Below are 9,706 nucleotides of genomic sequence, written 5' to 3'. Positions count from 1 at the left end.
GCGGGGCACGGCGGGGGGGTCCACTCCCCGCAGGGGGCCGCCCGGTCCGGGCGGGGCGGCGGGGTGGCGAGGCGCGGCGGGGGCGCCGGGGGGGTGCCCCGCCGGCAGGGGGGCGGCCAACACCGTGGATCATCGGGCGCGCTACTGAAGGGGCAGGGGCAGGGCGTGGCGGAGGGCCTCGACGGCGTCCGAGGGGCCGTCGACGGTGAGGGTCGTGCGGGCGCCGCGGCCGTAGGTGAAGAGGATCAGGTCGGCCGGCTCGCCGGTGATGCGGACGACCGGGGCGCCGGTGGGGCCGGCGGTGACGGCGCGGCCGTCGGGGTGGTGGAGTTCGAGGCGGACGGGGGAGCGGCGGCCGGCTTCGAAGCGGGCGAGGAGGGGGAGGCGGCGCCACAGGGCCTCGGAGCGGCCGGGCGGGACGGGGTGGGGGGTCCAGTCGTCGGCCGCTCGCAGGACGTCCTCGGCGTGCACGAAGTACTCGACGGTGTTGGCGGCTTCGTCCGCGCCGGGGAGTGCGAAGAAGGAGAACACCGGCGGGCCGGAGCGGAAGAGGCCGACCAGCTCGTCGTACGGGCGCTCGGCGTAGGCCGACTGCACCCGGTGGGTCCAGCCCGCGAGGGCGCCGACGCGGATGCCGGGGGCCGCGTCCGCCCGGCGTTCGCGGATCACCAGGTGGGCGGCGAGGTCGCGGGTGGTCCACCCGGCGCAGAGGGTGGGGGCGTCCGGCCCGGCGGCGGCCAGGAGTTCGGCGAGGCGGTGACGCTCGGCGAGGGCGTGGTTCGACATGGCGTCACCTTAGAACGTGGTGGGCTCAGCGGAGGTGGCCGGTGAGCTTGGGGCCGCCCTGGCGGTTGCTGAGGGTCAGCGCGCACGTGTAGTCCCGCCAGCCCTGCTGGTAGTTGGCCATGGTCGGGCCGACCGGGCGGCCGTAGTAGGTGCGGGCGTCGCCCTGGCGGGCCTTGGCGGCGGTCTCGGCGGCCTTACAGCCGTCGAGGATCGCGAGGTTGATCTTGAGGTCGCCGGTGAGGCCCTCGGGCAGCTTGAGGTCGGCGATCACCTCGCCGTCGTGTTCGCCGGTGCAGGGCCGTTCCTCGGACCGGACGATCGCCGGGCTGAGCTGCGGGTGGTCGAAGCAGGTGCCGACCGGGAAGAAGGCGTACGGCGGGGTGGGGGTCGGGGTGGGAGTGGGCGTCGGGGTGGGGGTCGGCGTCGCGGTGGCCGTGGCCGTGGGGGTGGGCGGGGGAGGTGCGGCGGCCGGCTTCTTGTCGTCGGGCCAGAGCATGACGGTCCCCACCACCGCGAGCAGGGCGACGAGGACCGCCGCGACGGTGAGGACCAGGCCGCGGGACGGGCGCGGGTCGGCGGCTGCGGACGGCGGCTGCTCGGAGGTCATGGCCATGAGGATGGCCCAAACCGGTGCTCCGCGGCAGGTGGTTGGCCGAACTCGTCCCCCCATTGGGTAGGCTCCCGGGCGGCACGACACGATCCCGGGAGTTGGGAATGCGCGTCGGAATCACCGGACACCAGGGCCTGTCGGGCGGCATCACGGAGATGCTGGTCCGCGGCGACCTCTGGCAGCTGGTCACCACCTTCGGCTCGTACGAGCTCGTCGGCGTCACCTGCGCCGACGAGGGGCCGGACACCTGGTTCGCCCGGTCCGTCCTGGAGCACGGCGGCAAGCTGGAGATCATCGTCCCCGCGAGTGCGCCGCTCGTCGGCCGCGCCGACGACCACCACCGGGCCACCCGGCTGGAGCTGATGAACGAGGCGAACGCCGTCCACCGGCTGGCCGCGGCCGAGCGCGGGGGCCTCGGCGACGACACCGGGCGGGCGCTGGTCGGCATGATCGACGAGCTGATCGCCGTCTGGGACGGAGAACCGTGGGACGGCGAGCCCGGCAACGGGCCGGCCCGGGTGGCCGCACTGGCCCAGGAGGCAGGGCTGTTCGTCCACCGGATCTGGCCCGCCGGCTGCGAGCGGCCCCGCTGACCTGCCCCGGCCGCGATGCGGACGGCGCACCGGGCGCCCCGGCCGGGCTGACACAATGTCCCCATGTCCACCACACCCGCCGCCCCCGGCACCACCGCCCTGGACCCCGCGATCGCGGCCCGCCTCAAGCGCACCGAGGACGGCCTGCTGCCGGCCATCGCGCAGCAGCACGACACCGGCGAGGTGCTGATGCTCGGCTGGATGGACGACGAGGCGCTGCACCGCACGCTCACCACCGGCCGCTGCACCTACTGGAGCCGCAGCCGCCGCGAGTACTGGGTCAAGGGCGACACCTCCGGGCACGTCCAGGCGGTCAAGTCGGTGGCGCTCGACTGCGACGGCGACACCCTGCTGGTCAAGGTCGACCAGACCGGTGCCGCCTGCCACACCGGCGACCGCACCTGCTTCGACGCCGACGTGCTCCCGCTCGCCTGACCACACCAAAGCCTCCGACCCAGAAGGTGCCGCCCGCCATGGACCTCGAAGCCTTCCGCAAGCTCGCCGTCGACACCCGGGTCATCCCGGTCACCCGCAGGCTCCTCGCGGACGGCCTCACCCCGATCGGCCTCTACCGCAGCCTGGCCGGCGAGCGGCCCGGCACCTTCCTGCTGGAGTCCGCCGAGCAGGGCCGCAGCTGGTCGCGCTACTCCTTCGTCGGCGTGCGCAGCGCCGCCACCCTCACCGTCGGCCCGGACGGCGACGCCCGCTGGCTCGGCGCCCCGCCGGTCGGCATCCCCACCGGCGGGGACCCGCTGGAGGTGCTGCGCGCGGCCCTGGAGGCCCTGCACACCCCGCGGCACTCCGACGACGGCCTGCCGCCGCTCACCGGCGGCCTGGTCGGCTACCTCGGCTACGACGTCGTGCGCCGCCTGGAGAAGCTGCCGGACCTCAACCCGGACGACCTCGGGCTCCCCGAGCTGACGATGCTGCTCGCCACCGACCTCGCCGTGCTGGACCACGTCGACGGCACGGTGCTGCTGATCGCCAACGCCGTCAACCACAACGACCTCGCCAGCGGCGTCGACGAGGCCCACGCGGACGCGGTGGCCCGGCTCGACGCGATGGAGGCGGACCTGCTCAGGCCCGTCGACCCCGGGCTCGCCACCTTCACCCCGGCCGGCCCCGGCGATGTCCGCTCGCCGTTCGGCGGCGCGCCCTACCGGGCCGCGGTGGACGTGATCAAGGAGCGGATCCGGGCCGGCGAGGCCTTCCAGGTCGTGCCCTCGCAGCGCTTCGAGGCACCCTGCCCGGCCTCCGCGCTGGACGTCTACCGGGTGCTGCGCACCACCAACCCGAGCCCGTACATGTACCTGTTCCGCTTCCCGGGCCCGGACGGCGGCGCGGAGGGCGGCTTCGACGTGGTCGGCTCCAGCCCGGAGGCGCTGGTCAAGGTCACCGACGGCGAGGCGATGCTGCACCCGATCGCCGGCACCCGCCACCGCGGCGCGAGCCCGCACGAGGACGCGGCGCTGGCCGCCGAGCTGCTCGCCGACCCCAAGGAGCGCGCCGAGCACCTGATGCTGGTCGACCTGGGCCGCAACGACCTCGGCCGGGTCTGCGAGCCGGGCAGCGTCGAGGTGGTCGACTTCATGCACATCGAGCGCTACAGCCACGTCATGCACATCGTCTCGACCGTCACCGGCAAGGTGGCGCCCGGGCGGACCGCCTTCGACGTGCTGACGGCGTGCTTCCCGGCCGGCACCCTCTCGGGCGCGCCCAAGCCCCGGGCGATGCGGATCATCGAGGAGCTGGAGCCCACCCGCCGGGGCCTGTACGGCGGCTGCGTCGGCTACCTGGACTTCGCCGGCGACTCCGACACCGCGATCGCGATCCGGACCGCGGTGCTGCGCGACGGCACCGCGTACGTGCAGGCCGGCGCCGGCGTGGTGGCCGACTCCGACCCGCACGGCGAGGACACCGAGTGCCGCAACAAGGCGGCCGCCGTGCTGCGGGCGATCGCCACCGCCAATACGCTGCGGACGCCGGAGCTTTCGTAGCCCCACAGGTACGCAAGGGAGGCGGCCGGGATGTCCGAGGTGCCGCAGGACGAGCGGCGGTGGGTGGCCGTGCTCGCCGCCGCCGTCCAGATCGGGGACCAACTGGCGGGCCACGGAAGGGTGTTGTCGCAGGTCCTGATCGACTTCCGGGCCGCGCCCGGCGGCCTCGCCCCCGACCTGGCGGTGATCGCCCCGGGTGCCGCGCGGGGCGCCGGGGGGCGCTACGACGGGACGTCCGTGGAGGCCGTCCTGGAGGTGGCCGCCCCGGGCGGCGGCCACGGCGCGGCGGCGCGCGCGTACGCGGAGTCCGGGCTGCCGCTGTACGTGGTGGTGGACCCGGTGGCCGGCGTCTGCACCGTGCACACCGCGCCGGCGCCGGGCGGGGTGTACCGGGAGGCCGAACGGGTGCCGATCGGCAACGACCTCTTCCTGCCGCTCGGCGAGCGGACGCTCGTGCTCCAGACCGACGGGTTCGTGGTGGAGCGCCCCACCCCGGGTACGGCCTGAGAACGCGGCCGGGGGATAGTGGACGGGTGAGCGCTGACCAGAACCCCGTACCCGACACCGCCCCGGCCGCGCGGCCGGGCCGGCGCACGCTCGGCGTGATGCTGCTGCTGACCGTGCTGAGCGCCGTCCTGGTGCTGACCGCGGTCGGCCGGGACTGGGCGCAGGGCCGGGCCGGCACCCTGGAGGTGTCCGTCAGCGGCGGCCGGATCTCCGAACTGCCCGGCGGGCTGGCCCTGGTGGGCCTGGCCGCCGCCATCGCGGTGTTCGCGGTGCGCGGCGCCGGACGGCTCGCGGTCGGCGCGCTGACCCTGCTGGCCGGGATCGGCGTGGCCGCCACGGCGGTGGCCGGCGCCGGCGACACCGCCGCACTGGACGCCGAGGCGGCCCGCAAGCTCGCCCTGGCCGGCTCGACGGCCACGGAGGTCGGCCACAGCGGCTGGCCGTGGGTGGCGGTGGCCGGCGGGGTGCTGCTCGCCGTCGCCGGGCTGCTCACGCTGCGCTTCGGCCGCGGCTGGCCGGCCATGGGCAGCCGCTACGAGGCGCCCACCGGCAAGGCCCCGGTGAAGGGCCCGGCCAGGGGCCCGGCCAAGGGCGCCGCGAAGGGCGCGGACACCCCGGCCGACCTGTGGAAGGCGCTGGACCGCGGCGAGGACCCGACGGCCGTCTAGCACCCCTCCCCGGCCGTCCACTGTGACGCGATAGACCCGCCACCCGCTTTGGGCCGCCGACATGTGGCCCGGCACAATGGAACCCGTCAAACCCGCCGGCGGCCCCGCAGGCCCGGCCGGGCCCCGAGAGCCAAGGAGCACCATCGATGGCAGCAGCAGCACACGGCCACAACCCCGCCGCCTGGACCGGCGTCGTCATCTCCTTCGTCGGCTTCGGCATCGCGGGCGTCGCGATGATCCTGCCGTCGCCGCTGCTGGTCGTGGCCGGTCTCGCGGTCGTCCTCGTCGGCGGCATCGTCGGCAAGGCCATGGCGATGGCCGGCATGGGCAAGCAGCCGAGCACCAACGTCTACGCGTCCGTCCAGGAGCAGACCGAGGCCCGCGCCGCGCGCGCTGCCGTCGCCGCCTGACGACGACACCCTTCGCACTGCAGAACGGCGGGCGCCACGCCCGCCGTTTTCGCATCCCCGGCCCCCGCGCCGGGCACAATCGGGGGCGTGAACGCCGCCCCCGCCGCCTCCGCCCCGCCGCCCGTGCTGCGGCGGATGGGCCCGCCGCTGGCCGCACTGGCCGCCGCGGCCGTGCCCGCCGTGTACGTCTCCGTGGTGGACCCGAACGCACCCGGGCACTACCCGACCTGCCCCTTCCTGGCCGCGACCGGCTGGTGGTGCCCCGGCTGCGGGGGACTGCGCTGCGTCCACGCGCTGGCCCACGGGGACTTCACCGCCGCGCTGCACGACAACGCCGTCGCGGTGCTCCTGTTCGCCGTCCTGGCGCTGATGTGGCTGCGCTGGGCCTGGGCCGCGCTGACCGGCGGCCCGGTGCCGCGGATGTCGGTCGGGGCGCGCCGCTGGGCGCTGATCGGACTGCTGGTGCTGGTGTTCACCGTCGTGCGCAACCTGCCGGTCGGGGCGGGGCTGGCTCCGCCGCTGGTCTGAGCCGGGGAGCCCGGTCCGGGCCGGGGGCGCCCGGCCCTGGGTGGAGAAGCGGTGAAGTCGCAGTTGAGAGCCGCCGCAAGGGGCGTCCGGTCCGCGAGACGCGCGCCGGGCTGATGCGGTTCGCGCCCCCGGGTGCCGATACCATCGAAGAGCCGACGGGCCTCTGTCCGACGGCTACCGGCTAGCTGAACTAGCAGAAACGATGGGGGCACTGCGCCGTGAGTGAGCGGAGCGACCGAACCATTGACAGGTGCGTGTTGCGCGATGCGCCTGCCGAGCGCAGCGAGGTGGACGCATGAGTGTGCTCGACACGATCATCGAAGGGGTCCGCGAGGACCTCGCCGAGCGGCAGGCCCGGGTCTCCCTGGACGAGCTCAAGGAGCTCGCCGCCAAGGCTCCGGAGGCCAAGGACGGCGTCGCCGCCCTCAAGGGCGACGGGATCCGGGTGATCTGCGAGGTGAAGCGCTCCAGCCCGTCCAAGGGCGCCCTGGCCGCGATCGCCGATCCGGCCGCCCTGGCGGTCGACTACGCGGCCGGCGGCGCCGCCGCGATCAGCGTGCTGACCGAGCAGCGCCGCTTCGGCGGGTCGCTGGCCGACCTCGACGCGGTCCGCGCGGCGGTGGACACCCCGCTGCTGCGCAAGGACTTCATCGTCACCGCCTACCAGCTGTGGGAGGCCCGCGCGCACGGCGCCGACCTCGCGCTGCTGATCGTCGCCGCCCTCGACCAGCCGGCCCTGGTGTCGCTGATCGAGCGCGCCGAGTCGATCGGCCTCACGCCGCTGGTGGAGGTGCACGACGAGGAGGAGATCAAGCGCGCGGTGGACGCCGGGGCGCGGATCATCGGCGTCAACGCCCGCAACCTGAAGACGCTGGAGGTCGACCGCGACACCTTCGGCAACGTCGTCCACGCGATCCCGGACGGCATCGTCAAGGTCGCCGAGTCCGGCGTGCGCGGCCCGCTGGACGTCATCTCCTACGCCAACCTCGGCGCCGACGCGGTGCTGGTCGGCGAGTCCCTGGTGACCGGCAAGGACCCGCGGGCCGCGGTCGCCGACCTGGTCGCCGCCGGGGCCCACCCGGCCGTGCGGCACAAGGACTGAGCGCAGCAGATGAAGATCGCCACCCGTCTCGCCCCCGGCTGCCGCCCGCGCGGCTGCCGCGCGCCCGCGCGCCGGGTGCTGGGGCGGCGGGTGCGCTACGTCATCGGCTGCGAGCCCGGGCAGGTGCCCGGCCGGCGATGGCGCGGGACGCTCGGCTGATCACCGGCCACGAGACGTCACTGTCGTCATCTCCCCAAGGGAAACCACCATGTCCGACAAGGACCACCAGTCCGGCGCGCACGTGCCGGACGCCCGCGGCTACTTCGGCGCGTACGGGGGCCGCTTCATCCCGGAGGCGCTGGTCGCCGCCGTCGAGCAGGTCGCCGAGGAGTACGAGAAGGCCAAGACCGACCCGGCCTTCACCGCCGAGCTCGACGCCCTGCTCAAGGACTACACGGGCCGTCCGAGCCCGCTGACCGACGTGCACCGCTTCTCCGCCGAGGCGGGCGGCGCGCGGATCCTGCTCAAGCGCGAGGACCTGAACCACACCGGCTCGCACAAGATCAACAACGTGCTGGGCCAGGCGCTGCTCACCCGCCGGATGGGCAAGACCCGGATCATCGCCGAGACCGGCGCCGGCCAGCACGGCGTGGCCACCGCCACCGCCTGCGCGCTGTTCGGCTTCGACTGCACGATCTACATGGGCGAGGTCGACACTCAGCGCCAGGCGCTGAACGTCGCCCGGATGCGGATGCTCGGCGCCGAGGTGGTGGCCGTCAAGTCCGGCAGCCGCACCCTCAAGGACGCCATCAACGAGGCGTTCCGCGACTGGGTCGCCAACGTCGACTCCACGCACTACCTGTTCGGGACCGTCGCCGGGCCGCACCCCTTCCCGATGATGGTCCGCGACTTCCACCGCGTCATCGGCGTCGAGGCGCGCGAGCAGGTCCTCGACCGCACCGGGCGGCTGCCCGACGCCGTCGTCGCGTGCGTCGGCGGCGGCTCCAACGCGATGGGCATCTTCCACGAGTTCATCCCGGACGCCGGCGTGCGCCTGATCGGCTGCGAGGCGGCCGGCGAGGGCGCCGAGACCCCCAGGCACGCGGCCACCCTCACCAAGGGCGACCCCGGCGTGCTGCACGGCTCGCGCACCTACGTCCTCCAGGACGAGGACGGCCAGACCATCGAGTCGCACTCCATCTCGGCCGGCCTCGACTACCCGGGCGTCGGCCCGGAGCACGCCTGGCTCAAGGACACCGGACGGGCCGAGTACCGCCCGGTCACCGACGACGCCGCGATGCAGGCGCTGCGCCTGCTCTCCCGCACCGAGGGCATCATCCCGGCCATCGAGAGCGCCCACGCGCTGGCCGGCGCCCTGGAGCTCGGCCGCGAACTCGGGCCGGAGGCCACCATCCTGGTCTCGCTCTCCGGGCGCGGCGACAAGGACATGCACACGGCGGCCCAGTACTTCGGCCTGTACGACGAGCCGGCCGGCGACGCGGCCGACGGGGGTAAGTGACATGGCGAACAAGCTCAGCGCCGGCAAGCTCAGTGGGCGTCTGGCGGCGGCCAAGGCCGAGGACCGCGCCGCGCTGATCGGCTACCTGCCGGCCGGCTTCCCGACCGTCGACGGCGGCATCCGGGCGATCGGGGCGCTGGTCGAGGGCGGCTGCGACGTCGTCGAGGTCGGCCTGCCGCACTCCGACCCGGTGCTGGACGGGGCCGTCATCCAGACCGCCGACGACATCGCCCTGCGCGGCGGCGTGCGGATCAAGGACGTCCTGCGGACCGTCCAGGAGGTCGCCACCGCGCACCCGCGGGTGGCGGTGCTGGTGATGACGTACTGGAACCCGGTCGACCGCTACGGCGTGGCCCGCTTCGCCGCCGACCTGGCGGCCGCCGGCGGGGCCGGCTGCATCCTGCCGGACCTGCCGGTCGAGGAGTCCCGGGAGTGGCGCGAGGCGGCGGACGAGCACGGTCTGGACACCGTGTTCGTGGTCGCCCCCAGCAGCAAGGACGAGCGGCTGGCCGAGGTCACCGCGGCCGGCAGCGGGTTCGTGTACGCCGCCGCGGTGATGGGCGTGACGGGCACCCGCAGCGCGGTCGGCTCGCTCGCCGAGGACCTGGTCGCCCGCACCCGGGCCACCACGGACCTGCCGGTCTGCGTCGGGCTCGGCGTCTCCACGCCGGAGCAGGCGGCCGAGGTCGCTGCCTTCGCGGACGGCGTGATCGTCGGGTCCGCGTTCGTGAAGCGGATCCTGGAGGCGGACGGCGACGAGCCGGCCGCGCTCGACGCCGTCCGCGCCCTGGCCGGCGAACTGGCGCAGGGCGTGCGGCGACGCTGACGCGCTGACCGATAGGGACGGCTGACGGCCCGTCGCTCCTGGGGGAGCGACGGGCCGTCGGCTTTGGGGCGGGAGACGGGGGTCATCGGCCTTTCGGATGAGGGTGACGCGTCATCGGATGTCCGCCGGCAACCCGAACGGGTGAACACTGGCGGGCACACGCATCAGCCGCGATTGACGGGCGTTGAGTGGAGGGACGAGTGCACGAACGACGTGCACG

General features: G+C 74.9%; 13 protein-coding genes. 11 read left to right on the top strand and 2 right to left on the bottom strand.

Going from position 1 to position 9,706, the window contains the following annotated elements; all coding sequences use genetic code 11:
• Positions 1-141: 141 nt before the first annotated feature.
• Both ACFXDE_RS10505 and ACFXDE_RS10500 read right to left on the bottom strand, forming a co-directional pair.
• Positions 142-786 carry a TIGR03085 family metal-binding protein gene (locus tag ACFXDE_RS10505; protein ID WP_380492829.1) on the bottom strand — a complete coding sequence of 215 codons (645 nt, stop codon included), beginning with the start codon at positions 784-786 and terminating at the stop codon, positions 142-144.
• Positions 787-811: 25 nt separating this feature from the next.
• Positions 812-1,393, bottom strand: coding sequence for a hypothetical protein (locus ACFXDE_RS10500; protein WP_380492827.1), 582 nt, complete (start codon positions 1,391-1,393; stop codon positions 812-814).
• Between the two features lie 107 nt (positions 1,394-1,500).
• Here ACFXDE_RS10500 and ACFXDE_RS10495 point away from each other — a divergent pair, with 107 nt between their 5' ends.
• From ACFXDE_RS10495 to trpA, 11 genes are all read left to right on the top strand, one after another.
• Positions 1,501-1,989 (top strand): hypothetical protein, encoded by a 489-nt coding sequence (locus ACFXDE_RS10495; protein WP_380440542.1) that lies wholly within the window; start codon positions 1,501-1,503, stop codon positions 1,987-1,989.
• Positions 1,990-2,052: 63 nt separating this feature from the next.
• Positions 2,053-2,424, top strand: a complete 372-nt coding sequence (hisI, locus tag ACFXDE_RS10490; RefSeq protein WP_329928306.1) for a phosphoribosyl-AMP cyclohydrolase — start codon at positions 2,053-2,055, stop codon at positions 2,422-2,424.
• 38 nt (positions 2,425-2,462) lie between these two features.
• Positions 2,463-3,986 carry an anthranilate synthase component I gene (locus tag ACFXDE_RS10485; protein ID WP_380440540.1) on the top strand — a complete coding sequence of 508 codons (1,524 nt, stop codon included), beginning with the start codon at positions 2,463-2,465 and terminating at the stop codon, positions 3,984-3,986.
• Between the two features lie 30 nt (positions 3,987-4,016).
• Entirely contained in the window at positions 4,017-4,493 is a 477-nt protein-coding gene (locus ACFXDE_RS10480) for a Uma2 family endonuclease (protein WP_380492824.1), read from the top strand.
• 26 nt (positions 4,494-4,519) lie between these two features.
• Complete coding sequence (locus ACFXDE_RS10475) at positions 4,520-5,161, top strand: TIGR02234 family membrane protein (protein WP_380492822.1); 642 nt, start codon at positions 4,520-4,522, stop codon at positions 5,159-5,161.
• A 146-nt stretch (positions 5,162-5,307) separates the two neighbouring features.
• Entirely contained in the window at positions 5,308-5,571 is a 264-nt protein-coding gene (locus tag ACFXDE_RS10470; protein WP_380492820.1) for an HGxxPAAW family protein, read from the top strand.
• An 87-nt stretch (positions 5,572-5,658) separates the two neighbouring features.
• A complete protein-coding gene (locus tag ACFXDE_RS10465; RefSeq protein ID WP_380440532.1) occupies positions 5,659-6,099 on the top strand; it encodes a DUF2752 domain-containing protein in 441 nt (146 codons plus the stop codon).
• Positions 6,100-6,394: 295 nt separating this feature from the next.
• A complete protein-coding gene (trpC, locus tag ACFXDE_RS10460) occupies positions 6,395-7,201 on the top strand; it encodes an indole-3-glycerol phosphate synthase TrpC (protein ID WP_359963056.1) in 807 nt (268 codons plus the stop codon).
• A gap of 9 nt (positions 7,202-7,210) precedes the next feature.
• A complete protein-coding gene (gene trpM / locus ACFXDE_RS10455; RefSeq protein ID WP_329928299.1) occupies positions 7,211-7,360 on the top strand; it encodes a tryptophan biosynthesis modulator TrpM in 150 nt (49 codons plus the stop codon).
• Between the two features lie 49 nt (positions 7,361-7,409).
• Positions 7,410-8,660: a tryptophan synthase subunit beta gene (trpB, locus tag ACFXDE_RS10450; protein ID WP_380492817.1), complete on the top strand. Its 1,251-nt coding sequence runs from the start codon at positions 7,410-7,412 to the stop codon at positions 8,658-8,660.
• 1 nt (position 8,661) lies between these two features.
• Positions 8,662-9,486, top strand: a complete 825-nt coding sequence (gene trpA, locus ACFXDE_RS10445; RefSeq protein ID WP_380492815.1) for a tryptophan synthase subunit alpha — start codon at positions 8,662-8,664, stop codon at positions 9,484-9,486.
• The last annotated feature ends 220 nt before the right edge of the window (positions 9,487-9,706 follow it).

The sequence above is a fragment of the Kitasatospora sp. NPDC059408 genome (assembly GCF_042751525.1).
In the GTDB taxonomy this organism is placed as follows: domain Bacteria; phylum Actinomycetota; class Actinomycetes; order Streptomycetales; family Streptomycetaceae; genus Kitasatospora.
The sequence above is the reverse complement of the archived record's forward strand: the minus strand, read 5'-3'. Positions and strand labels throughout refer to the sequence as shown.

Bases quoted from the DNA above. Each gene is read 5' to 3' on its own strand.
- ACFXDE_RS10505 (WP_380492829.1), bottom strand. From the start codon at position 786: ATGTCGAACCACGCCCTCGCCGAGCGTCACCGCCTCGCCGAACTCCTG.
- ACFXDE_RS10500 (WP_380492827.1), bottom strand. From the start codon at position 1,393: ATGACCTCCGAGCAGCCGCCGTCCGCAGCCGCCGACCCGCGCCCGTCC.
- ACFXDE_RS10495 (WP_380440542.1), top strand. From the start codon at position 1,501: ATGCGCGTCGGAATCACCGGACACCAGGGCCTGTCGGGCGGCATCACG.
- hisI (WP_329928306.1), top strand. From the start codon at position 2,053: ATGTCCACCACACCCGCCGCCCCCGGCACCACCGCCCTGGACCCCGCG.
- ACFXDE_RS10485 (WP_380440540.1), top strand. From the start codon at position 2,463: ATGGACCTCGAAGCCTTCCGCAAGCTCGCCGTCGACACCCGGGTCATC.
- ACFXDE_RS10480 (WP_380492824.1), top strand. From the start codon at position 4,017: ATGTCCGAGGTGCCGCAGGACGAGCGGCGGTGGGTGGCCGTGCTCGCC.
- ACFXDE_RS10470 (WP_380492820.1), top strand. From the start codon at position 5,308: ATGGCAGCAGCAGCACACGGCCACAACCCCGCCGCCTGGACCGGCGTC.
- trpC (WP_359963056.1), top strand. From the start codon at position 6,395: ATGAGTGTGCTCGACACGATCATCGAAGGGGTCCGCGAGGACCTCGCC.
- trpM (WP_329928299.1), top strand. From the start codon at position 7,211: ATGAAGATCGCCACCCGTCTCGCCCCCGGCTGCCGCCCGCGCGGCTGC.
- trpB (WP_380492817.1), top strand. From the start codon at position 7,410: ATGTCCGACAAGGACCACCAGTCCGGCGCGCACGTGCCGGACGCCCGC.
- trpA (WP_380492815.1), top strand. From the start codon at position 8,662: ATGGCGAACAAGCTCAGCGCCGGCAAGCTCAGTGGGCGTCTGGCGGCG.